Below are 23,399 nucleotides of genomic sequence, written 5' to 3'. Positions count from 1 at the left end.
TCGGATTTCCCGGTCTCCGAAAACAATGCTGCTTCCGGCTGTGCGGACGCGTCTCGACCCAGCTGTTCGTTCAATCAAGGGTTGTTCGTTGAATTTGAGCGGCGGCACGAATTCCATTCGGCTGCTCACGCTCTTCTATCAACCCTTGGTACGATCCTTAATAATCGCACATTTGTACTAAGAAATCAAATTGATTGACTATTCATTGTGTTGTGCAAGTCCAACTCAACCAAGGAAGTCACGTCACGAACCGGCCGGGAACGCACATCGACAGAGGTTGGTTTCCGCGTTCATCCGGATCAGGGTTTCGCACTGCCGGACGGCCCCTTGAACGTGAATTGGTCCATTTTGATGAGGTGAGGCCAATATCGGTTTCCGCCCTGCACGAAGCGCGGTCGTTCCCACCTTGTGTGGCTGCTTGGCCTCGCAGAAGCCTGCGTGGAAACAGGGAGTGCCCGTGAACTCCTTCAAGCGCGGCGGCTGGACCGGCGAGTGTAGCCGAACGCATCAAACCCGGCCTTCCGGCCCCGCTGACCATGACACAGGAATCGACGATACCGGTGGCGAGCACCTCAGCCTTCTGGCCCGAGCCAGGTAGCTGCTTCGCCGTGATCACTTTTGGCCGCTCGTCACGCCCCGACGCGGTGACGGCCCTGGATGCAATGGATGCACATGTCATCGGGCGGCGACTGGAACGCACCGGTGGCAACGGACCGTGCCCTGCGGGCCTTGCACCGACACCCACGAGCTGACGCTGCCGGAATCCTTCAGCGGACACCCGGTAAACATCCTGGTGACATTGGCGGAGTCCGCAAACACCGCGGCATTGGTCCTGGGCTGAGGCCTTGGCTCGCCGGAACGACAAAAGCCGCAAGCGGAACCCCGATCGCTCAGGATCCCGCCACCAAGAATTCTATTCCTCGCGCTTGGCGTTCACCGCGGCAGCGTCCGGGTAAGCGGCTTGCGTACCCTTCTTGGTGGCGGCAAGGGCAGCTCCCACCGAGGCGAACGCGGCCGCGTTGGCCAGGGTGTCCCCTGCCGCCAGTCGCGCAGCCAAGCCCCCGGTAAAGGCATCGCCGGCTCCAGTGGTATCCACCGCGGCCACCCGGGTCGGAGCGATGCGCACGACCCTCCGGTCTTCGATGGCTTCCGAGTCCAGCACCACCGAGCCGTGGGCTCCGAGAGTCACTACGGCACTTTGAAGGCCGCGTTCGACCAGGTGTTCGAGCACCGGCACCCAGGCGGAAACGGTTGCCTCGGGTCCGGGAATCCGTGCCCCGCCAAGAAATTGCGATGCCTCATGGGCGTTGACCAGCAACACGTTCGCAAGCCTGGCCAAGCCAGGCGGGATCGGTGCGTACGGCGAGAGGTTCAACAACACCTTGGCACCCGCTTGGGCGCCGGCGAGCGCTGCGGCTTCGACGGTCTCCAAGCGGACTTCCAGGCATAGGCAGAGAACGGAGGCCCCCTGGAAAGCCGATGCGGCGGAGGCAATGTCGGCCGGGGACAGCGTCCCGTTGGCGCCGGCGGAAATGACAATGCTATTTTCCCCCTCGGCGTCAACGGTGACCACCGCGACGCCGGTCTCCACACCATCGGCCCGGCGCACGTGGGCGATGTCCACGTTGGCCGCCGCACAGGATTCGAGCAGCATGTCGCCGTTGGAGTCTTGCCCCACGGCTCCCACCAAGCTCACGTTGCCGCCCAGCAGTCCTGCAGCGACTGCCTGGTTGGCGCTCTTGCCGCCGGGGTTCACGGTGAACCCCTCGCCGTGCAGGGTCTCCCCCGGCCGGGGCAAACGCTGGGTGTAGATACTCAGGTCGGCGTTCAGCGAGCCGACCACCACGATCCGGGCGTTCTGTGTGCTTGTGGCTTGCGCGTTCAACTTATTCAACCTCTGCGTCTACGGGTTTGGGAATCAGGAGCGAGGCGGCGAACGCAGCCACGGTAATGAGCAGGCCGACGACCACCACCATTGTGTAGGAGGTGCGCTCGCCCATGGACGAGGTTCCCATAAGCACAGCGGGCAGCACAAGGAAGCTCAGCCCGGCACCCAGGTTGAAGGCCCCGGCGTTCATCCCCGGCAGGAACCCCGGGTTCGAGGCCGGCGAGAGCACGATGCCCAGTCCATTGAGCATGATGTTGGCGGTTCCTGCGTACATGATTCCCAGCAACGCCGTGCCGGCAACCATTAAGGGCAGCGAATCCAGGCCAAAGAGCACGATGACCAGCAGGGCGAGGATGGAACCGACCATGCCGACGCGCAACACCACGGTGTAGCCCCATATCGGTGCCAGCCGTCCGCTGATTGGCCCAAAAACCCAGCCCAGCAACGCGAAGGGTGTCAGGATGAGCAACGCGGTTTGGGTAGGACCTACCCCGAAACCAGGGGCCGCGGCTTGGACAAAGGCAGGGACGATGCCGTTGATGACGGCGAAGATGCCCGTCATGGTCAGCACGGTTGTCAGAAGCGGCGCCCAGGTGGCACGCTGGCGCAGGTGCTCGATCTGCACCATGGGTTCGGCCACGGACTTCTCGGTGGCCCAAAAACCGTAGAAGGCCGCTGCGCCAACGGCCAGCAGCACCAAGGACAGCAGCACCGTTGGGCCATCGATGCCACCGACCAGTGTGGCGGCCTCGTTCAACGCGGTCAGCACGGCGCCGACGGCGATGACGATGAAAAACACCCCGCGCCAGTCCATGCGCGTACCGGCCTGTGGCTTGGATTCGGAGCTCAGCAGTGCGACGAACAGGGCTGCAAGCACGGACAGGACGACCATGAACCAGAAGATGGAACGGAAGCCGTGGTTCTCGGCCAGGTAGCCGCCAAGGAACGAATCGATCCCGGCGACCCCGCCGTTCACGGCAAGGATTAGTCCCATCAATGTGCCGTAGCGGCGCGGGTTTGGCACGGCGCTGCGCAGCATCAACAGTGCAAGCGGGACGGTGGGCCCGGATACCCCCTGGATGATGCGTCCGGCAAAGAGCCAGCCGATGTTCGGGGCCAATGCCGCCACGACGGATCCGCCTGCAGCCAGCAGCATCATGATGACCAGGATGCGCTTGCGGCCAACGACGTCGGAAAGCCGGGGCAGGAAGAGCGAGAACAGTGCGGCGGTGGTGAAGAACCACGTCTGCGACAGGCCAATGGCCGCTTGGTCGGTGCCCAGTTCCTCGCCCATGGTAACCAGCGCCGGGCTGAGCATCGAGGCATTGAGCTGGAATGCCACGCAAGCTGTCAGCAGCGCGGCCGTCAGGGCGGCAGCGCCTCCCCGGGACGTGGCGGGGGATTCCTGCATCAGGGTGCTCATGCGCGGAGGACCTCGACCTCTCCGATATTCACCAATGCGTCGGTGACAAGATCCCAGAAACGTTGGTGGTCAAGGTCCACTGCCACCGAGGTGTTGCAGTCTTCCGGTGCCGGTGCGCGGAAGTCAGCAACCGTCATGCCTAGGGTCAGCTTGCCCTGCAGCTCGATGTCGACCGGGACCTTGCGGGTGGTGACAATGGTTGGGTCAATCACGTAGGCCACCGCACAAGGATCGTGGACCGGCGGGAACTCGAACCCCTGGGCACCCTTGTAGGCGTCGGCAAAGAAATCCATGAGCTCGCGCACGAACCTGGCCGGTCCGGTTCCTATGGCCTCGATCCTGGCTACGACCTCGTCTGTGGCCAGCGCCTGGTGGGTCAGGTCAAGCCCGACCATGACCACCGGCCACTTCTCGTTGAAGACGATGTGGGCGGCCTCGGGGTCGATGATGATGTTGAATTCGGCCACGGGGCTCCAGTTGCCCACGTGGTATCCCCCGCCCATCAGGACGACTTCCTTGACCCGCTCCACGATGCGTGGTTCCTTACGGGCGGCCATGGCGATGTTGGTCAGCCCTCCGGTGGGAACCAAGGTGATGGTTCCGGGTTCGTGGGCCATGACGGTGTCGATGATCAGGTCCACCGCATGGCGCGGATCAAGCTCAATGGAAGGCTCGGGCAGTGCCGGTCCGTCCATGCCCGATTCGCCATGGATATCGGGCGCATTTTCAATGGTTCGCACCAACGGACGTGCACATCCCGCAGCGAAGGGAACCCCGGTGATGCCGGCGATGGCTCCTGTCGCCAAGGCGTTCTTGGTGACCTTGGCCAGGGTCTGGTTGCCTACCACTGTTGTCACCGCCAGCAGTTCGATCCCAGGGCTTCCGTGTGCCAACAAGATAGCAACGGCGTCGTCATGGCCCGGGTCGCAATCAAGGATGATCTTGCGCGGCTCGGTGCTCGTCCTGGGTGCGCCCATTTTCGTTCTCCACATCGTCGGGGATACCTCTTCCGGGGCCTTGGCACCGCGGACGGGGAAAGGTGTTTCACCGGAATTCTGGCACCTTGGGCCCCGGTGCGTCAAACGCTTAACTTAGCAAGCTAAAAAAATCGGGTCAAACGCTTGATTTTAACACCGACAGGCTTGCCGCGACTCGACTAGGATAAAGGCCATGCATCCGACCCATAAGCCGCGCGCCATCCCGCCGAGCCGACGGCGGGTCACTGCGGCCATGGTCGCCGAACACGCAGGGGTTTCCACCGCAACGGTGTCCCTGGTCGCCAATGGCAAGGCCATCGGCAGGGTATCGGCCTCCAACGAGGCCAAGGTCCGCGAAGCCATTCGAGAACTCGGCTACGTCGTGGACGGGATCGGCAGCTCGCTGGCCCGGGGCGTGAGCAACACCGTCATCATGGTAGCCCCGGATATTTCCAACCCGTTCTTTGCCACGGTCATTGCCGGGGTGCGCTTCGCCCTGGGTTCCGAATACCAGTTGCTGCTTTCGGTCACCGACGCCGGCCAGCTGCCCAGTGCCGATGACACGCGAAAGTTATTGGGATTGCGCCCGGCAGGCCTGCTGGTTGACGCTCCGGATCCTTCCTTCCTTGAGGAGCTCTCGGCCCCCGGTCCCTTGGTGCTGCTTGACGCCCCGGAATTCGGGTCCGATGTCCCGGCTGTCAACCTCGACGTCGCCCAGGGCGCGCGACTGCTGGCCGAGCACCTTGCCGAAACCGGCCACAAGAAGGTCGCCTACCTTGACGGCACCACCGGCACTACCACCTTCGAGGTCAGGCGTGAGGCCTTCCTCCTGGCTTCACGGGAACTGGGCATGGAGGTCCCCGAGTGCGCCTTGGCTGCCACCACCGTGAATGTGGCCTTGGCCGCGGAGGAATTCAGCGCGGTATGGCCGAGGTGGAAGAAGGCGGGCGTTACTGCCGTGGCATGCGCAACCGACACCCATGCCTACGGCATTCTGCAAGAGGCTCGGGCAACGGGGATCTCCATCCCCGGGGAACTTGCGGTGGCAGGATTCGACGACCTTCCATATTCCCGGACCAGCGCACCGGGCCTGACCAGTGTGCATCTACCGGGCGAACTGCTGGGACGCCGGGCCGGCGAACAGCTTCTGCGTCTCATGGCCGGCGAAGAGCTGGAGACCCAACAGGTGGTTCTTCAGAGCTCACTGATGGTGCGCGGCTCGACCCTCGAGGCCTGAGGTGTTCCTCAAGCAGCGGGCTTCACTCGCAATCGCACCATGGTTCGGCCCGCCATGTCGTGCGGTCCCCGACCCGTGACTAAAACCCTCACGATATAGACCAAGGCCGCGGCGGTTGCTGGATTCAAGCCCACGAAGACCCAGACCGGTGGCATCGCTTCCCACCCCTCGCGGTAGAACACGTACATCATCTGCCAAACGAAAATGTGGGCGAATTCCCAAGGCACCAATTTCACGATTGTCCGCAGCAGGATCTGCATCTTGTTGGGCGTCCTACCATCCGTGCTTCGCACTTCGAGTCCCATTTTTCGCTTGCCCCAGGTCGCGTGGTATTCGCCCGATTCGGTCTTGAAGAGGTAGACGCCCACCGCAAAGACCAGAAGGAAGAAATAGAGCACTCCGCTGCCCAAAGGCGCGAGCATTCCCAGGGTGTCAGGCAGCTCCCCGCGGACCAGGAACACGACGGTTGAGCACACCCCAAGGACGGCCAACCAGCCCATGATGACCAAGTAATCCAGTCCCAGCGCGGCAAAGCGCTTGGTCCGCTTACGCATGGCGCCAGACTAACCAGTGCGCCCGCGTTTTCCAATGCTTGGGTCGTTTCGGCCGCGGTGCGGAAGCCATGCTCGCGCTCCGTGCACCAGATGGAAAGTCCCCGCCAGGATTCGAACACTTGGCTGGGGGCGCGGCATCATTGGCGCTCCCACTTGGCAAATCTGGAAAGAGGGTCCCTGAACGGACCCGGCGGGTCGTTCGCGTTCATGCCTGACACGGCGCACGGCAACGAAGGCACAAGGGGCTTGAATGACTGAGAAACCAGGTATACCTGGACGTTCCGAGACAGTGCTCGACAGCTCGGCACTTCGACTCTTATTCCTGGCCCCTGTCTGTTCCCTCGTCGTGGTGACGGTGCTTTACCTGTTCCTTGTCCCCCATATGCCGGAACACGTTGCCCGCCATGTTGGTCCGGACGGAGTCGGATACAGTTCCACGCCAGTTGTTTTCACCCTCATCTGTTCCGCGGCAGCAATAGCGTTCGCCATAGGAGCCTCCACCGCCAGGGGCTTCATGAAAGCCGGCCACTGGTACCAGAAGGAAAAATCTATCGCCGTGGCGATCCTGTCCTTGGGATACGGCGTCGTAGGCATCGCGCTGGCAACACTGGTAAGCATCGCTGGCACCCGAGCGGATCCCCTTTCAGGAGATTCGATGGGGACCTCCATGCTCGCTTTCCTCTTCTTTTTCATCGGAGCGGCATGGATCCAGACCGTCGCCCTTCCGCGCGGCAAAATGGAAGAGCTCAACGGGAGCTAGTTGCACGGCTGGATTCTTGAACTCCGGTTCCCCCTTCCCACAGCGTTCTTCAGGTGCTTTGGATGATGCCAAGCTCTCGAAGAAAACCAAATATCCCCGCATTTCCTGGCTTTTACGCCTAGGAAACACGGGGATATCGATGGAGCCCCCTGCCGGATTCGAACCGGCGACCCTCGCTTTACAAGAGCGATGCTCTGGCCAACTGAGCTAAGGAGGCGTGCTGCCAAGGTCTATTCGATCACGACCCAAGTGCAGGAACCAGCGTAGCGGATACACCCCTGTGACCGGAAACCGGAGCATCGCGAGCAACAGGCACATCAATCCGCACTTGGGTGGCTCACCGAACTAACGGAGAACCACCCAAGGCCGGGGACTGCGTGGCATCGTGTTGTTTACTTGTTCGCCTTGATGGCTTCTTCTACCACTGAAGCGAAATCGGGCTCGGCGTTGGCGTCCCATTCCTTGCCCTGGATGAATGTTGTCGGGGTTCCGGCAATAGAATCGGCCAGCGCAGCCTGGTTGGTGAACTCGACGAACGGGTGGAAGGTGCCGTCGTCTATGCATTTACCAACGTCAGCACCGCTGTCCTTGGCCATCTGGGCCAGTTCCGCATTCTTCATCTCGCCCTCGGGGTAATGGGCAAACAGGGCCTTGGAGAATGTCAGGTACGAGGCCGGTGCCGCGTCGGCGACGCAGGCCAGCGCGTTTGCTCCGCGCGAGGAGAAGTTGGTCGGTGATCCCCTGTCCAGGAAGGCCACGGTGCGATACTCGACCTTGACGTCGCCGGCCGCCAGCCAGCTGCCGACCTGGTCCGCGTATTCGGTCTCGAAATCGGCGCAATGCACGCAGTTGACATCCACGTAGAACAACAAGTTGACCGGCTCGCCCTTGGGAGCGGCCTTGTCATCACGGGGCGCGGGTTCCTTCGGCTCGGTCGGCGCGGCGCCGGCTGCGTTGACGTCTACCGCGAGGCCGGAAGTATCGGCAACGGTGGTGTCGGAGGTGAGCGTAATGCCACCGGCGGCGTTCCCGCCCTTGGGCACGGCACCGGATTCGGCGACCTTGCCGGAGTTGTTCTGTACGACAAGCCCGACAATCAGGGCAATCACAGCGAGCACAGCCACCAGGACGCCCACCTTGATGAGCAGTGACTTGCGCTTGTCAGCGGCTTCTTGGGCCACTCGCACTTGCTGCGCTTGTTCGCGCGCGCTGGCGGTCCGCTCGGCCTTGCTCGGCCGCTGGCTATTTGATGCCATAGGTCAAAACGTCCTTCAAAAGTTGGATTGGTAGTTCCCCGACCAACCCAGTTTAGGGCACTGGGAGCGCGTAGCTTATCTTCCCAATGTCGCTTCCATCACGTCGTTGACCTAAGCTCAAACTTACTCTTGAGCTTCAGAATGCTTGAGCTTAGGAATAGCTTTAGGAATGGAAGGGGCAACATGCAAGAGGAACAAGGAATCGAGCCTCCATCCGGTAGCGAGAACCCAAGCTACGACTTCATCGTGGTGGCCAACCGACTACCCGTGCACCGCTTTGAAGGCGAGAACGGTGAACTCTTGTGGCGCCGCTCCCCGGGCGGTCTGGTAACCGCCATCGCCCCGGTGATGCAGGCTTCGGATGGCGCCTGGGTCGGTTGGCACGGAGCCACGAACGAAGTGCTTGAGCCATTCGAGAACGAACGCATCCACCTGGTCCCGGTCCCCTTGGACGACGAAGACCTGGAAATGTACTACGAGGGCTTCTCCAACTCGACCATCTGGCCGCTGTATCACGACGTGATCGTGCCCCCGGAGTTCCACCGCACCTGGTGGGACAACTACAAGAAGGTCAACAAGCGTTTTGCCGATGCCACCGCGGCGGTCGCCAGCGAGGGCGCCACCGTATGGGTGCAGGACTACCAGTTGCAGCTTGTCCCCAAGCTCCTGCGTGAGGCCCGCCCGGACCTGCGCATCGGTTTCTTCAACCACATCCCGTTCCCCTCCCCCGGGATCTTCTCCCAGCTGCCTTGGCGCAAGCAGATCCTTGAGGGCTTGGCCGGTGCCGACGTGGTCGGTTTCCAGCGCACCGCCGACGCGAGCAACTTCCTGCGATCGATGCGCCGCTACACGGACCGCACGGTCAAAGGTTCGCTGGCGATCCCGCCAGCATCGCCAGAGGCCAGCGGTTCAAGCCCGAATATCTGCCGTGCAGAGGCCCACCCCATCTCAATCGACACCCAGTACGTCGCCGATCTTGCGCACGATCCGGAGATCGTTGCCCGTGCCAAGCAGATCCGCCAGGAACTGGGCAATCCCAAGACGATCCTGCTGGGCGTTGACCGCCTTGACTACACCAAGGGGATCCGGCACCGGCTTAAGGCCTATGGCGAACTGCTGGCCGAGGGCTCCGTCACTGTCGGCGAGGCGTGCCTGGTGCAGGTTGCCAGCCCCAGCCGCGAGAACGTCGAGCGTTACCAGCAGCTCAAGGACCAGGTCGAGCTCATGGTAGGCAACCTCAATGGCGAGCACGACACCATGGAACACACGGCAATCCGCTATCTGCACCACTCCTACCCGATGCGGGAAATGATCGCCCTGTACCTGGCCGCGGACATCATGTTAGTGACGTCGCTGCGCGACGGAATGAACCTCGTGGCCAAGGAATTCGTGGCAGCACACACCGATGACACCGGAATGCTGGTGCTCTCGGAGTTCACCGGGGCCGCGGACCAGCTGACGCAGTCGGTGTTGGTGAACCCGCACGACATCGACGGAATGAAGTCGGGGATCCTGCGAGCGCTGCGCATGGATCCACAGGACGCGTCCCGACGGATGCGCCGCATGCGCCGGCACCTGCGGGAGCACGACGTGGCCAACTGGTCCCAGACCTTCCTTGCTTCGCTGGGCCAGCCGCTGCCGGTGGACGTGCTGGTCTAGCCTGGGAGTGATTATGGCGCGGGTGCCGCGGGTAACGTCCAGTTGCATCCGCGCAGCTTGTTTTGCCCCGGCTGTGGATTTCGGCCGCTGGCACGCACTGTCCCACCCATCCATGCCCGTCTCATCTGCCTGAAAGGATCAGCTGGTTAATTATGGGTCCCATCACCCCCGAACTTGCCGACGCCATCGAGTCCCTGATCGACACCCCGGTCCTGCTTGTGGCCCTGGACTTCGACGGAACACTGGCCCCGTTGGTCGACCGCCCGGAGGACGCACGCCCCCTGCCCGCCGCCGCAGAGGCCCTGGCGGGCCTTTCGGCCCTGGAAAACACCGTGACCGCACTGATCTCCGGGCGCGATCTGGCCTCACTGCGCGCGGTTGGCAGCCCGCCGGAACAAACCCTGCTGGTGGGCAGCCACGGAACGGAGCGCTGGGCACCGGAAATCTTCGGCGCCGACGACGAGCACATCGATCTCAGCTCCGCTCAAAGCACGGCACTGGCCAAGGCCACCGGAATCCTGGAAGCCATCAGTGCCGCCCACCCGGGCACCACACTGGAATACAAGCCCGCCGCGATCGTGCTGCACGTTCGCCAGGCAGCGACCGAAGTCGCCACGGCCGCATTGCACGCGGCACATGGGCAGCTCGACGACATCGAGAACCTGCAGGCCCTTGACGGCAAGGCAGTGCTCGAAGCCAGTGTCCTGGTGGGCACCAAGGGCGATGGGCTGAATTGGTTGCGCGAGGTTGCAGACGCCACGACCGTTGTATTTGCCGGCGACGATGTCACCGATGAGGACGCGTTTGCCGTGCTGCGCCCCGGAGACATCGGGGTCAAAATCGGGTCGGGCACCACCAAGGCACAATTTCGCCTTAATGGGCCCGGGGAATTGCCAGCCCTTTTGGATTCCATCCTCGATATGAGAAGCTTGTGATTCCATTCACTTCGGATCGTCGGGCACGTACCTGCCCGTGAAAGGGTCGTTGCCCCATGGCATCAGTAACTTTTGACCAAGCTACCCGCGTTTACCCGGGCTCCACCAAGCCCAGCGTCGACAAGATTTCATTGGACATCGCCGACGGCGAATTCCTGGTTCTCGTCGGCCCATCCGGCTGCGGAAAGTCCACCACGCTGCGCATGCTCGCCGGCCTGGAGGACATCAACTCCGGACGCATCTTCATCGGCGACCGCGATGTCACCAACGTTCCACCCAAGGACCGCGACATCGCCATGGTTTTCCAAAACTATGCGCTCTACCCGCATATGTCTGTTGGTGACAACATGGGATTCGCCCTGAAGATCGCCGGCATCGACAAGGAAGAACGCGCCCGCCGCGTACAGGAAGCAGCAAAGCTTCTTGACCTTGAGGACTACCTGGACCGCAAGCCCAAGGCACTCTCCGGTGGCCAGCGCCAGCGTGTGGCCATGGGCCGGGCCATTGTCCGAAGCCCGCAGGTCTTCCTCATGGATGAGCCACTGTCCAACCTTGATGCCAAGCTGCGCGTGCAGACCCGTACGCAGATCGCCTCGCTAACCCGCCGACTGGGCGTCACCACGGTCTACGTAACCCACGACCAGGTCGAGGCATTGACCATGGGCGACCGCGTTGCCGTGCTCAAGGACGGGTTGCTTCAGCAAGTCGGTACCCCGCGGGACCTCTACGATTTCCCCGCCAACATCTTTGTTGCTGGCTTCATCGGTTCACCCGCGATGAACCTACTGGAACTTCCGGTGGTCAATGGCGGGGTCGCCTTCGGCGGCACCACCTACCCCGTCTCCTCCTCGACCCTCGAGGCCGCCACCGGCAACACGGTGACCTTGGGTGTTCGTCCCGAGGACCTTGGCCTGGTTTCGGCCGGCGAGGGCCTAGCCGTCGAGGTTGACGTGGTTGAGGAACTCGGCGCGGATGCCTACGTCTACGGGCACACCACCGTGGGCGGCACCGAGTACCAGATGGTCGTGCGCGTCGATGGCCGCAAGCCACCATTCAAGGGCGAGACCGTCTACGTATTGCCGAAAGCCGGACACATCCACCTCTTCGACACCGCATCCACCGAGCGATTGGCTGAACCGGCGAGCACCGGGGCGCACGCCCAGGTAGCCGCCGAGGTCTAGGACCGCCCGCCCGCTCGTTCACGAGCGGCACATAGCACTACGGCCACTGGCGGCCGTATCCAGCCCATCGCTGGGTACGGCCGCCAGTGGCCTATCCACCTACTTCCCGCTTCCTCCCCACTGCAGCAAGAGACGGCAGCACGCCATGATTCGCCACACCGCCAATTGGCACGACGAGCCCACCAACCATGCCCAGGCCGGCAAGTTGCCGCGTGATGCGGCTACGTCCATCCCACCGGCAGTGACCGGTTCGCTGTCGATCACCGCTGCGACGGCGGACCCAGCCCTGCTGGACCTGCCCTGGCACATCGCGCTCGAAGACTGGCCCAGCGAAACCCTGGCCCCGCTGCCGCGCGGCATCTCACGCCACGTTGTCCGCTTCGCCATGATGGGCGGCACCGTCATCGCCATCAAGGAAACCAGCGAGCACGTGGCCCGGCACGAATACCACATGCTGCGCAAGCTACGTCGGTTGGCGGCCCCCTGCGTGGAGCCCGTTGCCGTGATCACCGGCCGCAAGGACACCAGCGGCAACGACCTGGATCCCGTACTGGTCACCGGGCACCTGAAGTACTCCCTGCCCTACCGGGCGCTGTTCTCCCAGAAGCTGCGCCGAGAGACCCTCACCCGGCTCATTGACGCCCAGGCACTGCTGTTGGTCCGCCTGCACCTGACCGGTTTCTATTGGGGGGACGTGTCACTGTCCAACACACTCTTCAGGCGCGATGCAGGCTCGTTTGCCGCTTATCTGGTGGACGCCGAAACCGGGGAACTCTACCCCGGGCTTTCCTCGGGGCAGCGCGAGTACGACCTGGAGATCGCCCGGGTGAACATCGCCGGGGAACTCATGGACCTCATGGAGGCCGGGTTGATCGAGGACACCGTCGACCCTGTGGCGACCAGTGAAGACATCCTGCATTCCTACCGTGGGCTCTGGGCCGAACTCAACGACAAGGAATCCTTCGACTTCTCCGAACGCTGGCGCGTTGACGAGAGGATCCGACGGCTCAACGAGCTGGGCTTCGACGTTGAGGAGATCAGTCTCAAGACCTCCGCCGACGGCGGACAACTGCTCATCCAGCCCAAGGTCGTCGACGCGGGCCACCACACGCGCCGGCTGCTGCGCCTGACCGGGCTGGATGTGGAGGAGGGACAGGCGCGCAGGCTCCTGAACGATCTCGATGCCTACAAGGCCAAAAAGCATCCTGAAATGGACGAGGAACTCGCCGCAGCCCGATGGGTGAGCAACGTCTTTGACCGGATCACCGGCGCGATTCCGCGTGAGTTTCACGGCAAGCTTGAACCGGCGCAAATCGTCCACGAGGTGCTTGAGCACCGCTGGTACATTTCCGAGGCGCGCGGCTCCAACGTCCCCATGGAGGAAGCCGTCGCCTCCTACGTGGAGGCAGTGCTGCGCCACCGCCGCGACGAGGCCCGGCTGATGCTCGAACCCGATGTCGAGCTCGGGGAGTAAACCAAGGGACTTGGATCGGCGGTCGGCCATAAAGCCGTTTAACCGCAAACTCACAGCATTCCCGGAGCCTGCGCTGAATAGTTATCAGCGCTGGGCGCAATCAGCCCCGTTATACTAGTTGGACTATGGATGACCCCCCTTCACATATGCCCAAGCCCCTCGTCCCACTAACCGGTTATCCGGTCACTGCCGGACAGGGGCGCCCAAATGAATGAATGGATCATGATCGGCATCGGTCTCGTCCTGACCGTTGGCACGGGATTGTTCGTTGCATCCGAATTTGCGCTGGTCAACCTCGACCGCCATGAACTTGAAGCCCGCGCCCAGCGCGGCGAAAAACGCCTGGGCACCACGATCAACGCACTGAAGATCACCTCGACGCACCTCTCCGGTGCCCAGCTCGGCATCACCATCACCACCCTGCTCACCGGGTACACCTTCGAACCGGCGATCAGCTCCCTGTTGCGCGAGCCGCTGCTGGACATGGGCCTGGGTGAGTCACTGGTCCCCGCGCTCGGTGCCGTGAGCGGGATCGTCATCGCCACGGTCTTCTCGATGATCATTGGCGAACTGGTTCCCAAGAACTTCGCCCTAGCGTTGCCGCTGGCCACGGCAAAGCTCGTTGTGCCCTTCCAGGCGTTGTTCACCTTGGTCTTCAAACCGGTGATCGTGGCGTTCAACAACACCGCCAACGCCATCATCCGTTCCTTCGGCATCGAACCCAAGGAGGAGCTCTCCGGCGCCCGGAGCGCAGAGGAACTCAGCTCGCTGGTGAGGCGATCCGCCCTGGAGGGAGTATTGGATGACGACCACGCCACGTTGCTGCACCGGACCCTGCGTTTCTCCGAGCGCAGCGCCGCCGATGTCATGACTCCGCGGGTGCGCATGGTCGCCGTGGGTGCGCAAGACACCGCCGAGGACGTCGTCAACGTGTCCATTACGACCGGTTTCTCCCGCTTCCCGGTCATTGGTCGCGACCGGGACGAGGTCCTGGGCGTGCTGCACGTGAAACAGGCCTTCGCGCTCCCCCTTCAGCAGCGCGCGCGGTTGAAGGCCGCCGATCTGATGATCGAACCGTTCCTGGTTCCCGAGTCCATGGGCGTCGATTCGTTGCTCGGGCTGTTGCGCAACCACGGGCTGCAGGTCGGCATCGTCTCCGATGAACACGGAGGCACCGCGGGAATCGTCACGCTCGAAGATCTCGTCGAGGAAATCGTCGGGGAACTCGAGGACGAGCATGACCGGGCTCGGGTCGATGTCATCAAGACGGGGCGCTCGATCATCTTCGATGCGTCCCTGCGCCCCGACGAACTGCTGGACCGCGCCGGGATCAACGTCCCCGACGGCGAAGACTACGACACGCTGGCCGGGTTCGTCACGGACCGACTGGACAGGATCCCCGAGCTCGGCGACGAGGTCTCCCTGCTCGAGGGCACCCTGCGGGTCGAGCGCGTGCTGGGAACCCACGTGGAGCGCTTGAGGTTCACCCCCTCCGGATCCATCGAAGTTCTCGCTAACCAGCACGACGACATCATAGAGCGCATCACCGAGGAGCTAACCCATGAGTGAGTACGTCCCCGGAATCATTTGGCTCGTGGTGCTGCTGGCCATCAATGCCTTCTTCGTGGGCGCGGAGTTCGCCGTGATTTCGGCCCGTCGATCCCAGATCGAGCCCAAGGCCGAGGCCGGCTCCAAGGCCGCCAAAACTGCTCTGTGGGCCATGGAGCATGCAACGCTCATGCTGGCCACCAGCCAGCTGGGCATCACCGTGTGCTCCTTGGTCATCCTGAACGTCTCGGAACCGGCCATCCACCACCTGCTGGAAATCCCGCTGGGCTTCACCTCGCTCTCCGTCGAGGCCATCGGCATCATTGCGTTCATTGCGGCCCTGCTACTGGTCACCTTCCTGCATGTGGTCATCGGTGAAATGGTTCCCAAAAACATCTCATTCTCGGTTCCCACCCGCGCGGTGCTGCTGCTGGCTCCCCCGTTGGTGCTGGTCGCGCGCATCGTCAAGCCGGTGATCTGGTCCCTGAACGGCATCGCCAATTCGGTGTTGCGGCTCTTCCGGGTCCAACCCAAGGACGGGGCAACCAGTGCCTTCACCCTTGATGAGGTGGCAAGCATCGTGTCACAGTCAACGCGGGACGGCGTGCTCTCCGACGCGAGCGGTACATTGAGCAAGGCTTTCGAATTCACGACCAAGACCGTCGCCGACGTCGAGGTTCCCATCACCGAGATGGTGCTGCTTCCGGTGGACTCAACACCCTCCGACATCCAAAGCGCAGTGGCCACGCACGGGTTCTCCCGATACATCCTGACCACGCACGACGGAGAACTCGGTGGCTACCTCCACCTGAAGGATGTCATGGACCTGACCGGTGCCGGGAAATTCACCGAGGCGGTTCCGCCTAAGCGGATCCGCGCCCTGGCATCGGCCTTCAGCGGCAGTGACCTCGAGGACGCCCTGGCAACGATGCGCCGCACCGGCGCCCACGTTGCCCGCGTTTTCGACGGCGAGTCAAACACCACCGGCGTCTTGTTCCTCGAAGACATCATCGAGGAACTTGTCGGCGAGGTGCGCGATGCCACGAGCACCTGATCACGATCGGCTAAAGAACCCGCGGTTTTAATCCACCTCAGGTCTGCCGCCGGGTCTCCTTTGCCGTCCCCGCTTTTCGACATTCTTCCACCTTGTAGTGTGCGCCGCACTCAAGGATAGGAGAACCCATGAAGGCCGCCATGTACTACGGCAAGGAAGATATCCGCATCGAGGAGATCCAGGAGCCCCAGGTACGCTCCGGTATCGTCAAGATCGTACCCGCGTTCAACGACATCTGCGGAAGCGATGTGCACTTTTTCCACGAAGGGCCCATGGCACAGGCCCCGTCGTTCAATGGACCTCACCCGCTATCTGGCGACATGCCTTCAATCATCCTGTGCCACGAATTGTCTGGCATCGTCCAAGTGGTCGGAGAGGGAGTTCAGGACATTGCGGCTGTCGATCACGTGGTGGTCGAACCACTCATGGTCGATGGCACCTGTCCCGCAGGCCTCAAGGGCAAGCACAACCTTTGCGAATAGATGGGCTTCATCGGCCCATCGGGTCCTGGCTGCGGACTGAGCGATTCCATCGCCGTGGAGAAACGATGGGTGCACCCCATCGGTGACATCCCGCTGGACCAAGGTGCCATGGTCGAAGCGTTGGAAGTGGCGGTGCATGCCATCAAGCACGCCGACGCCGACGAAGGACAGGTCGCAGTCGTTGGCGGTGCCGGCCCCATCGGCCTGCTCACCGCCGCCATGCTTCGGCCCAAGGGAGTGAAAACCATTCTCATCGAGGTTTTCGCTGCCACTCGGAGCAAGGCGCCGACCTCTGGCGTCGCCGACGTGGTCGCTGATCCCGTAGCGGAGGATTTGGCTGCCGTCGTGGCTAAGCACACCGACGGCGCGGGCGCCGATGTTGCTTTCGACGCAGCGGGGGGTCGCCCCCCGGTGGTGGACCAGCTGTAGCAGGTCCTTGGTGCCGGCGGTCGCCTTGAAGCCATTGCGTTGCACTCGAAACCGGTCCAATTGGACATCACCGCGCGGTTGGCCACGAAAGATCGGTGCTCGGCAGCAGCGTCTGATACGCGAACGACCACGTCGAGGCCATCGAGCTCGTGAGCAGCGCCAAGGTCGATTTGGCCCCGTTCCTCACCTTCAGGATCAAGATCCTCGTTTCGATGCGCTGGGCGAGCACGATGCCGAACGGGGTCCTGCTGCGGCCGGGGCCCCGCCAGGCATCCGCGGCTTGCGCTGTTTCATTGCCACACCAGCGACATCTTATAGATGGATTGCACGATTCTGGATCTGGGTGGCCGCGCGCGTCTTCTTTCTTCGGGCCCATCTGGCCCATGCACCTGGATCGGAGGCCAACGTGCTCCACGTCGTCGCCTGGCTTGCCAGGCAACCATCGCGCGATTCCTGCTGCCTACCTCAAATCCCAGGCCCACTGGATAGGCTTGGGAGCATGTCGCTACCCCAAGATGCATCTTCGGTCCCGGCCGCCCGGGCCACGTCCGGTTCCCCCTATACCCTCCAAGAGGTGCTCCATGCTCCCTCGGAAGGACAGCAGTGGTGGCGGAGTTCTGTGATCTACCAGATCTATCCGCGCTCCTTCAAGGATTCAACGGGCAGCGGCATGGGAGACCTGGCGGGCATCACCGCGCAGCTGCCAAAGATCTCCACCCTGGGTGTGGACGCCATCTGGCTTTCCCCTTTCTTCCCCTCGCCGCAACAGGACGCCGGCTACGATGTTTCGGACTACCGGGGTGTTGATGCCCTCTTTGGCACCTTGGACGATGCCAGGACCATGATCAGCACGGCAGCAGCCTTGGGCATCAGGATCATCATCGACGTCGTCCCCAACCACTGCTCCAGCGAACATGCCTTGTTCAAGGCGGCACTGGCCGCCGCGCCGGGTTCCGCCGAACGTGCCATGTTCCACTTTGCCGATGGCAGCGGTGAGGGCGGCAACGTCCCGCCAAACAATTGGTCTTCGCTCTTCGGGGGCTCGGGTTGGACGCGTGTCCCCGACGCGGGTGGTTCCCCGGGACAGTACTACTTCCACCTCTTTGACTCCTCCCAGCCCGATTTCAACTGGCGCAACCCCGCGGTCCTGCAGGAATTCGAGGACACCTTGCGCTTCTGGCTCGATGCCGGTGCCGGTGGCTTCCGCATCGATGTCGCCCACGCGATGTTCAAGAGGGAAGGGATGCCCGACTGGGGCGGCGCCCCCGACGGGACACCCCGGCCCGGCTTCCCCTTTGCCGACGCTCCCATGTTTGGTCAGCCCGAACTGCACCGGGTATTCGCTCGCTGGCGGGAAATATGCGATCAATACCCGGGGGAACCGGTGCTGTGCGCCGAGGCGAACGTCCGCCCGCTGACTCGTCTTGCCGACTGGGTGGCCCCGGGCCAGATGCACCAGTGTTTCAACTTCGATTTCCTGCGCACCCTGTGGGACCGGGAGGCGTTGGCCACCGTCATCGGTGATTCGCTGGCGGCCTTCGACACCGTCGACGCCCCTACCACCTGGGTTCTTTCCAACCACGACGTCTCCCGGCATGCTACCCGTTTCGGGCTCGATGGCATCGCCCTGGATCTGGGCGACGGGATCGGCCCGGGCGACCCGCAACCCGACACCGCACTGGGCCTGGCACGTGCCCGGGCGGCAACGCTGTTCATGCTGGGGCTGCCCGGTGGCGCCTATCTCTACCAAGGTGAGGAACTGGGCCTGGGTGACCACACGACGCTTCAGGACGCCTATCGGCAGGACCCCACGTTCCTGCGCACCGACGGTGAGCGCACGGGACGCGACGGCTGCCGGGTACCGATCCCTTGGGTGCATGACGCACCGGCCTATGGGTTCTCCCCCACCGGGGAAACATGGCTGCCGCAACCGGATAACTGGGCGGGCTACTGCCGCGACGTCCAGGAGGAGGATCCGGCCTCAACGTTGAACATGTACCGCGGGGCACTGGCCCTGCGCCGTGAACTGGGGTTGGGCCTGGGATCGCTGGCCTTCTTCGTGAACCCTGAGTTACCGGATGTCCTGGCCATCCGCAACGGGGACACCGTCAACGTCCTGAATCTCTCTGCCCACCCGGTGCCGCTTCCGGCCGGTGAGCCATTGCTCTTCTCAGCCTCCGACGGATCCACCTTGGCAGCAAACGGTTTGCTGGGGGCCAACTCGGCGGCCTGGTTGCGCGCGGCTGGTGCATGAGGGCCTAGGCAGGCGCCGACACGTCCTCGCGGCGCAGCCACGGCAGCGAGCCGATGAGCAGTGATATCAGGCATCCGATGAGGGTATCCACCAGACGCTCAGTGAGCAACCCGGTGTCGGGGTGGCCGCCGGTGCCACCAAGCACGACGATCAGCGGTGTCATCACCAACGCGTAGCTCGTGTAGTTGGCGCTCTTCAGGTAGAGCCGGCTCGCCCCGATCATCGCGACAATGCCCACCAGCAGTGCCGGTGGCATCGGACCGAGCATCCACCACCCCAGCAGCACACCCAACGAGGTCCCCACGGCGCGTTCGGTGGTGCGCAGCAGCGCCGCATGGTGGTCGCGTTGGACGACCAAGACAACAGTGAGCATGATCCAGTACGAGTGGCGCCCCGAAACCAGGTGGGCGAAGAGCTCGGCGACCACCATGCACGATGCCAATCGCACCGTGTAGTGCCACCCGTCCCACTTGGACATGCGCTTGGTCCAGGATTCAAGGGCCACCCGCCATGGTTGAGCCGGAGCTGGCGGCTCTGGCTTGCGCTTGAGCAGGTGGAATTCGATCCCGTAAGTCAACATTCCCATGACCCCGCCCAGAAGCACCCCTGAGGCAAAGATCGCCAGCAGCTGCTGCGTCGGGGTGGACCCGACGGACAGCGAAGCACCGATGATCAGGAATATTGTGGCTTGGCTACCCGCCTTGGCCACACGGGGACGGATCGTGCCCGTGGCCGCCACCAGGACGACGAGCACCAGGATCGCCAGGTCGCCGGCCACCCGGCCACTCGAAAGCAGGTGGCCCGCTCCCAGTGCTGCGGTGCCGATCACCGCAGCGGCACCCAGGTCGCTGGTCCTTGCCCTCAGGTTGCCGTCGTGGCCGCTGCCGGCGACCAACAGTGCGCCCAAGGCAGCAAGCACTCCGGAGTTCGGATCGCCCAGCAGCATGGCAATGGTCAGGGGCAACGCCAGCGACAAACCCGCTGAAACCATCTTCAGTATGTTGGCTTCGGTCCGGTTCCAAGTGAGCGCGCCGGAAAGAACCTCGCGTCCAGCCGCTGAGGCGCGTGCGACGTGGGGTGAACGCCTGCCACTGTTTTTGGGATCTTCGGCCACGTTTCCGATTATTCCACGGTGAACGTGGATACGAACGGTTGGCCGGAGGGCATACGTCCGGTGCCGCGTCGTGGCGAACATGCCTTGCGCTTCATCCCCGAATTCCATATACAGGTGTGGCCTGGTTGTTGCCCTAAGCCAGGGGCTAGGAATGCACCGCCGGTGGGGCGTCGTCCAATGCATGAGCCAGAGGGCATGAACAGGGCTCGGTGTATTCGTGGAATGCCAATGCCTCTAGGCAGACGACTGTTTTACTGGTGTACAGGGCACTTGGCGCCCAACCTCAATATCAGGTGGCCCCCAAACATACGTATATTCAGTTGGTCGGGTCCGCCACGCTCACCACCTGCAACACCCCCGCGGGGGACATGGACGCAGGGGCCTCTCACATAGCTGCCGTTGCGTCGTCGGGGGATCATGAGAGTGGGTTGTGACCGGGCCGGCACGAAGGAGACTGGAAGAACGCACCCCGGTGCTGATGACCTGGCCATCGGTCCGATGGTCTACCAAGGTGCCGTCCTTACCTACCAAGGCAAGGATTTGCCCGGCGCACCTCCCAGTCCGGATGCCCATGGGCTCATGTATTACAAGACAAGGGCGCAGTTGCCTCCTGATGCCACGATGACGGTTTTCGTTGTTGGGATCTCACTCCCATTCGCCGGCATCATGACGGAGAACGGTCCGGCGGCAGGATACCCGAGTGCGACTTACCCGGGGGCTGTCTGGCGCAATGGCGGCGCGGGGCGGGCATTGTGGGCCGGTGGCTTCTCGCTCTTCGGCCAATTTTCCACCTGCCTACTGTCTGAGGTACGGGTCGAGGGAAAAACGACACCCTTAAGGTTTCCGTCTCTCACGGCATCGATCCCTGCGGCCAGTAGCGGCAGCGCCAAGGATGCAGCGGCGGCATACCCGGGCCAGGCACGCATTTGCGTTACGAACAATCGAGCGTCGATGCGGCCATTCGGCTGTTAAATGGGACGAGCCCCGCAGAAAACCGAAGTTTCCAGTGGGGCTCGCATTGGTCGGGATAACAGGATTTGAACCTGCGACCTCGTCGTCCCGAACGACGCGCGCTACCAAGCTGCGCCATATCCCGGTGATGTACCAACGAGTAAAAAGTCTACCGACTTTTCGGCTCACCACCTAATCGGGGTCACGGTTTTTGGCTTAGCAGATCGCCTTTCCAGGGCCGGAAATATTTTGGGGATCGAAGATTGCCCCGGTCCTGCGTTGCGGCTCCAAGACCTCCACGGACTGCTCCGAAGTTAACCTCTCCTGTTTCACGGTATCCACGCCGTGTTCCGCGGTGACGGTGCCGCTGATGTACAACGCGGCCCAACTAGACTCGTTCAGTCCTGTATTAAGCTGTTTCTTTCCCAGCGCACCATCGTCGGGGTTCCCTCCAGGATCTCGGGCACAGGTTCCCGTCCTTGACATGGGCGACGACGCGCGCCATGGCATTGTTGCCGGCAGCTACCTTGTTCAGCTTTTCCATGCAGTCGACGATTGCCGATCTTGGCAGCGCGGTTTATTCGCCCACACGATATTCCTCGTTCTGTCCATCGATACGCATAGGCAGGACCACGCACCCTCGGACGCTGAGTCCCAATCCGTAGTTGTCATCCGGCACGTGCATTGCTCCGAGTTCAAGCCCCTCCAGGATCAAGGGATGGAAGCGGGTTGAGGCAATCGCCGCACCCTGGCTGAACCCTGGCTCACACCCCGTAAGACCGCGTGGATCGAACTGGTTTCTTCGCGGAGGTAACGCAGCCCTGCGGTTACGGAGAAAACGACGCCCAGGGTTCCTTCGAAACACTTCGACAGCTACGTCAGGCCCTAACCGGCAACCCCTTGCAGGTGTTGCCCCCCGTGCCGATCAAGGTACCGGATGCCAGCAAGACATCGAGACCCAGAACGGGGTTCGTGGTGATCGCGGCACGGTTGTTGAGCGTTGCGTTGGAAGCAGCATTCCGGCCAATGGTTGCGTCCTTGTAGCTGACCTGGCCTGTACATGAGTCCGGGCTTGGCCATCGCATTGTTCAGCACCGCATTGATGACACTTGGCTTGACGACTGCGCCTTCGCCATCGGCCGGATCTCCAGAGCCCCGCCCCTGCGCCTGATGGCCAGTACGATACAGCGTGCTTCCGCATGCACCCGACCTGAGATGGCCGTGCCGGCTCCACATGGCACAACTCCTGGCTGCGGCCGCCCAAGCAAGCAAGGGGCCGCCTGGACATCGTCTACGCGTTCAGCGACGACGACCGACAACGGCAATCGGTGATCGGTGATCAACGATCTTCCCGAAGTCGTGGCCGTGGGACTGGAGCACCTGTTGGCCAAGGGGCACTGCGCCCTCGCCGATATGCAACATCATGCCATCGGTCACGGACGCATCCGCGGTTTGGAGACCCATTCCATCTTGTCAAAGTGCTGTCGATGCAACGGCGCAGCGGGCATGCCACCGCGACCATGACTGGTGTCGGCCTACCCTTCGTGTTGGTCGTTGCCGCCCATGAAACGCGCAAAGTAGTCAAGGATCTCGGGCCAGTGCGAATACTCCTCGTACTGTTCCTGTCCGGCATCGCCCGAAGCCCATCCATCATGGGCCAAGACCACTTCGGTCCCACTCCCCTGTTCGTGGAACTCCAGGCTTAGGTGCGTGGGCGGCAGGGACTCAAAGCCCATGGTGAAGTCCATGACGATGGTCTGCGGCGCATCAAGATGCACGATCTTGCCCCAAAGGTGCTGTTCGCCATCTTCAGATTCCTCAAGCAAGTCCCCGCGCACGAAGGTGACGTGACTGCCCGAACCGAATTCGGAAAACTCACCGACCGGCCACCAGAGGTGGATGTAGTCGGTAAAGCCCTCGAAGGCCTGGTCTGCGGGAACCGGAACGATCACCGTATGGCGACGTTCCGGCAAGCGATAGTCGCCTTGGTGGCCTGGGTCGCTGGCTGACGCCGCGTGTGAAAATAGTCCGTCCATGCCCCAACTCTAACGGGTCTTTTCAGGAAGGTCGTCCGCAAGTCATCGGCGGTGATTCCGGGGTTTTGGGGGTTAAACATCGGAACCCCCGAACACACAGTGTTCAGGGGTTCCGGGACAAATTGTCCGGCGGTGACCTACTCTCCCACACCCTCCCGAGTGCAGTACCATCGGCGCAGTGGGTCTT

23 protein-coding genes and 2 tRNA genes are annotated in these 23,399 nt (G+C 62.7%); 12 read left to right on the top strand and 13 right to left on the bottom strand.

Annotated elements, in window-relative coordinates:
• Positions 1-715: 715 nt before the first annotated feature.
• A complete protein-coding gene (locus ABEA12_RS00120) occupies positions 716-841 on the top strand; it encodes a hypothetical protein (protein WP_345465593.1) in 126 nt (41 codons plus the stop codon).
• A gap of 72 nt (positions 842-913) precedes the next feature.
• Here ABEA12_RS00120 and ABEA12_RS00115 read toward each other — a convergent pair whose 3' ends face one another.
• Genes ABEA12_RS00115 through uriH form a run of 3 tightly spaced genes read right to left on the bottom strand, consistent with a single transcriptional unit; the run spans position 914 to position 4,288 of the window.
• Complete coding sequence (locus tag ABEA12_RS00115) at positions 914-1,894, bottom strand: ribokinase (RefSeq protein ID WP_345465590.1); 981 nt, start codon at positions 1,892-1,894, stop codon at positions 914-916.
• Entirely contained in the window at positions 1,887-3,311 is a 1,425-nt protein-coding gene (gene uriT / locus ABEA12_RS00110) for a uridine transporter UriT (protein WP_210101958.1), read from the bottom strand. The genes ABEA12_RS00115 and uriT overlap by 8 nt, the downstream gene beginning before the upstream one ends.
• The gene (gene uriH / locus ABEA12_RS00105) at positions 3,308-4,288 is read right to left on the bottom strand and encodes a uridine-preferring nucleoside hydrolase UriH (RefSeq protein WP_210101959.1); all 981 of its coding nucleotides are present in this window, start codon (positions 4,286-4,288) and stop codon (positions 3,308-3,310) included. Before uriH ends, uriT begins: the two co-directional genes overlap by 4 nt.
• 193 nt (positions 4,289-4,481) lie before the next feature.
• On the opposite strand from uriH, the gene ABEA12_RS00100 reads away from it, so the two are divergent.
• Positions 4,482-5,525, top strand: a complete 1,044-nt coding sequence (locus ABEA12_RS00100; RefSeq protein WP_345465585.1) for a LacI family DNA-binding transcriptional regulator — start codon at positions 4,482-4,484, stop codon at positions 5,523-5,525.
• An 8-nt stretch (positions 5,526-5,533) separates the two neighbouring features.
• On the opposite strand, the gene ABEA12_RS00095 is transcribed toward ABEA12_RS00100, so the two are convergent.
• Positions 5,534-6,079 (bottom strand): RDD family protein, encoded by a 546-nt coding sequence (locus ABEA12_RS00095; RefSeq protein ID WP_210101960.1) that lies wholly within the window; start codon positions 6,077-6,079, stop codon positions 5,534-5,536.
• Between the two features lie 250 nt (positions 6,080-6,329).
• Between ABEA12_RS00095 and ABEA12_RS00090 the strand changes: the two genes are divergently transcribed.
• On the top strand, positions 6,330-6,839 hold the full coding sequence (locus tag ABEA12_RS00090) for a hypothetical protein (protein ID WP_210101961.1): 510 nt from the start codon (positions 6,330-6,332) through the stop codon (positions 6,837-6,839).
• A 140-nt stretch (positions 6,840-6,979) separates the two neighbouring features.
• Here the strand turns inward: ABEA12_RS00090 and ABEA12_RS00085 are convergent.
• Both ABEA12_RS00085 and ABEA12_RS00080 read right to left on the bottom strand, forming a co-directional pair.
• Positions 6,980-7,056: transfer RNA gene (locus ABEA12_RS00085), tRNA-Thr, on the bottom strand.
• 175 nt (positions 7,057-7,231) lie between these two features.
• The gene (locus tag ABEA12_RS00080; protein ID WP_210101962.1) at positions 7,232-8,095 is read right to left on the bottom strand and encodes a DsbA family protein; all 864 of its coding nucleotides are present in this window, start codon (positions 8,093-8,095) and stop codon (positions 7,232-7,234) included.
• 183 nt (positions 8,096-8,278) lie between these two features.
• Here ABEA12_RS00080 and ABEA12_RS00075 point away from each other — a divergent pair, with 183 nt between their 5' ends.
• The 8 genes from ABEA12_RS00075 (at position 8,279) to ABEA12_RS00040 (ending at position 16,857) form a co-directional block, all read left to right on the top strand.
• Positions 8,279-9,754 carry an alpha,alpha-trehalose-phosphate synthase (UDP-forming) gene (locus tag ABEA12_RS00075; protein WP_210101963.1) on the top strand — a complete coding sequence of 492 codons (1,476 nt, stop codon included), beginning with the start codon at positions 8,279-8,281 and terminating at the stop codon, positions 9,752-9,754.
• A 152-nt stretch (positions 9,755-9,906) separates the two neighbouring features.
• A complete protein-coding gene (gene otsB / locus ABEA12_RS00070) occupies positions 9,907-10,689 on the top strand; it encodes a trehalose-phosphatase (protein WP_210101964.1) in 783 nt (260 codons plus the stop codon).
• Between the two features lie 56 nt (positions 10,690-10,745).
• Positions 10,746-11,870, top strand: a complete 1,125-nt coding sequence (locus ABEA12_RS00065; protein ID WP_210101965.1) for an ABC transporter ATP-binding protein — start codon at positions 10,746-10,748, stop codon at positions 11,868-11,870.
• A gap of 145 nt (positions 11,871-12,015) precedes the next feature.
• On the top strand, positions 12,016-13,344 hold the full coding sequence (locus ABEA12_RS00060; protein ID WP_210101966.1) for a DUF4032 domain-containing protein: 1,329 nt from the start codon (positions 12,016-12,018) through the stop codon (positions 13,342-13,344).
• 207 nt (positions 13,345-13,551) lie between these two features.
• Positions 13,552-14,913 (top strand): hemolysin family protein, encoded by a 1,362-nt coding sequence (locus ABEA12_RS00055; protein WP_210101967.1) that lies wholly within the window; start codon positions 13,552-13,554, stop codon positions 14,911-14,913.
• Complete coding sequence (locus ABEA12_RS00050; RefSeq protein WP_210101968.1) at positions 14,906-15,946, top strand: hemolysin family protein; 1,041 nt, start codon at positions 14,906-14,908, stop codon at positions 15,944-15,946. Before ABEA12_RS00055 ends, ABEA12_RS00050 begins: the two co-directional genes overlap by 8 nt.
• Positions 15,947-16,074: 128 nt before the next feature.
• The gene (locus ABEA12_RS00045; protein ID WP_210102719.1) at positions 16,075-16,428 is read left to right on the top strand and encodes an alcohol dehydrogenase catalytic domain-containing protein; all 354 of its coding nucleotides are present in this window, start codon (positions 16,075-16,077) and stop codon (positions 16,426-16,428) included.
• Positions 16,429-16,857, top strand: coding sequence for a zinc-binding dehydrogenase (locus ABEA12_RS00040; RefSeq protein WP_210102720.1), 429 nt, complete (start codon positions 16,429-16,431; stop codon positions 16,855-16,857).
• A gap of 67 nt (positions 16,858-16,924) precedes the next feature.
• On the opposite strand, the gene ABEA12_RS00035 is transcribed toward ABEA12_RS00040, so the two are convergent.
• On the bottom strand, positions 16,925-17,233 hold the full coding sequence (locus ABEA12_RS00035; RefSeq protein ID WP_210102721.1) for a hypothetical protein: 309 nt from the start codon (positions 17,231-17,233) through the stop codon (positions 16,925-16,927).
• Positions 17,234-17,356: 123 nt separating this feature from the next.
• On the opposite strand from ABEA12_RS00035, the gene ABEA12_RS00030 reads away from it, so the two are divergent.
• Positions 17,357-19,111, top strand: a complete 1,755-nt coding sequence (locus tag ABEA12_RS00030; protein WP_210101969.1) for a glycoside hydrolase family 13 protein — start codon at positions 17,357-17,359, stop codon at positions 19,109-19,111.
• A gap of 4 nt (positions 19,112-19,115) precedes the next feature.
• Here ABEA12_RS00030 and ABEA12_RS00025 read toward each other — a convergent pair whose 3' ends face one another.
• The 6 genes from ABEA12_RS00025 to ABEA12_RS00010 all read right to left on the bottom strand — a co-directional run bounded on the left by ABEA12_RS00025 (position 19,116) and on the right by ABEA12_RS00010 (position 23,212).
• Complete coding sequence (locus tag ABEA12_RS00025; RefSeq protein WP_210101970.1) at positions 19,116-20,225, bottom strand: FUSC family protein; 1,110 nt, start codon at positions 20,223-20,225, stop codon at positions 19,116-19,118.
• Positions 20,226-21,244: 1,019 nt separating this feature from the next.
• Positions 21,245-21,321: transfer RNA gene (locus tag ABEA12_RS00020), tRNA-Pro, on the bottom strand.
• A gap of 71 nt (positions 21,322-21,392) precedes the next feature.
• A complete protein-coding gene (locus tag ABEA12_RS18565) occupies positions 21,393-21,662 on the bottom strand; it encodes an FAD-linked oxidase C-terminal domain-containing protein (RefSeq protein ID WP_210101971.1) in 270 nt (89 codons plus the stop codon).
• On the bottom strand, positions 21,586-21,747 hold the full coding sequence (locus ABEA12_RS18560) for a hypothetical protein (RefSeq protein ID WP_425571706.1): 162 nt from the start codon (positions 21,745-21,747) through the stop codon (positions 21,586-21,588). The genes ABEA12_RS18565 and ABEA12_RS18560 overlap by 77 nt, the downstream gene beginning before the upstream one ends.
• A gap of 728 nt (positions 21,748-22,475) precedes the next feature.
• Positions 22,476-22,640: a hypothetical protein gene (locus ABEA12_RS00015; protein ID WP_210101972.1), complete on the bottom strand. Its 165-nt coding sequence runs from the start codon at positions 22,638-22,640 to the stop codon at positions 22,476-22,478.
• A gap of 71 nt (positions 22,641-22,711) precedes the next feature.
• Positions 22,712-23,212 carry an SRPBCC domain-containing protein gene (locus ABEA12_RS00010; protein WP_210101973.1) on the bottom strand — a complete coding sequence of 167 codons (501 nt, stop codon included), beginning with the start codon at positions 23,210-23,212 and terminating at the stop codon, positions 22,712-22,714.
• Positions 23,213-23,399: the final 187 nt, after the last annotated feature.

The sequence above is a fragment of the Paeniglutamicibacter antarcticus genome, assembly GCF_039544305.1.
GTDB classification, from domain to species: Bacteria; Actinomycetota; Actinomycetes; order Actinomycetales; family Micrococcaceae; genus Paeniglutamicibacter; species Paeniglutamicibacter antarcticus_C.
Note: the sequence above shows the minus strand (reverse complement) of the source record. Positions and strands in the feature narration are given on the sequence as shown.

Coding starts and splice junctions, on each gene's coding strand:
- uriT (WP_210101958.1), bottom strand. CDS start 3,311: ATGAGCACCCTGATGCAGGAATCCCCCGCCACGTCCCGGGGAGGCGCT.
- uriH (WP_210101959.1), bottom strand. CDS start 4,288: ATGGGCGCACCCAGGACGAGCACCGAGCCGCGCAAGATCATCCTTGAT.
- ABEA12_RS00100 (WP_345465585.1), top strand. CDS start 4,482: ATGCATCCGACCCATAAGCCGCGCGCCATCCCGCCGAGCCGACGGCGG.
- ABEA12_RS00095 (WP_210101960.1), bottom strand. CDS start 6,079: ATGCGTAAGCGGACCAAGCGCTTTGCCGCGCTGGGACTGGATTACTTG.
- ABEA12_RS00090 (WP_210101961.1), top strand. CDS start 6,330: ATGACTGAGAAACCAGGTATACCTGGACGTTCCGAGACAGTGCTCGAC.
- ABEA12_RS00080 (WP_210101962.1), bottom strand. CDS start 8,095: ATGGCATCAAATAGCCAGCGGCCGAGCAAGGCCGAGCGGACCGCCAGC.
- ABEA12_RS00075 (WP_210101963.1), top strand. CDS start 8,279: ATGCAAGAGGAACAAGGAATCGAGCCTCCATCCGGTAGCGAGAACCCA.
- otsB (WP_210101964.1), top strand. CDS start 9,907: ATGGGTCCCATCACCCCCGAACTTGCCGACGCCATCGAGTCCCTGATC.
- ABEA12_RS00065 (WP_210101965.1), top strand. CDS start 10,746: ATGGCATCAGTAACTTTTGACCAAGCTACCCGCGTTTACCCGGGCTCC.
- ABEA12_RS00060 (WP_210101966.1), top strand. CDS start 12,016: ATGATTCGCCACACCGCCAATTGGCACGACGAGCCCACCAACCATGCC.
- ABEA12_RS00055 (WP_210101967.1), top strand. CDS start 13,552: ATGAATGAATGGATCATGATCGGCATCGGTCTCGTCCTGACCGTTGGC.
- ABEA12_RS00050 (WP_210101968.1), top strand. CDS start 14,906: ATGAGTGAGTACGTCCCCGGAATCATTTGGCTCGTGGTGCTGCTGGCC.
- ABEA12_RS00045 (WP_210102719.1), top strand. CDS start 16,075: ATGAAGGCCGCCATGTACTACGGCAAGGAAGATATCCGCATCGAGGAG.
- ABEA12_RS00040 (WP_210102720.1), top strand. CDS start 16,429: ATGGGCTTCATCGGCCCATCGGGTCCTGGCTGCGGACTGAGCGATTCC.
- ABEA12_RS00035 (WP_210102721.1), bottom strand. CDS start 17,233: ATGGGCCCGAAGAAAGAAGACGCGCGCGGCCACCCAGATCCAGAATCG.
- ABEA12_RS00030 (WP_210101969.1), top strand. CDS start 17,357: ATGTCGCTACCCCAAGATGCATCTTCGGTCCCGGCCGCCCGGGCCACG.
- ABEA12_RS18565 (WP_210101971.1), bottom strand. CDS start 21,662: ATGTCAAGGACGGGAACCTGTGCCCGAGATCCTGGAGGGAACCCCGAC.
- ABEA12_RS00015 (WP_210101972.1), bottom strand. CDS start 22,640: ATGGGTCTCCAAACCGCGGATGCGTCCGTGACCGATGGCATGATGTTG.
- ABEA12_RS00010 (WP_210101973.1), bottom strand. CDS start 23,212: ATGGACGGACTATTTTCACACGCGGCGTCAGCCAGCGACCCAGGCCAC.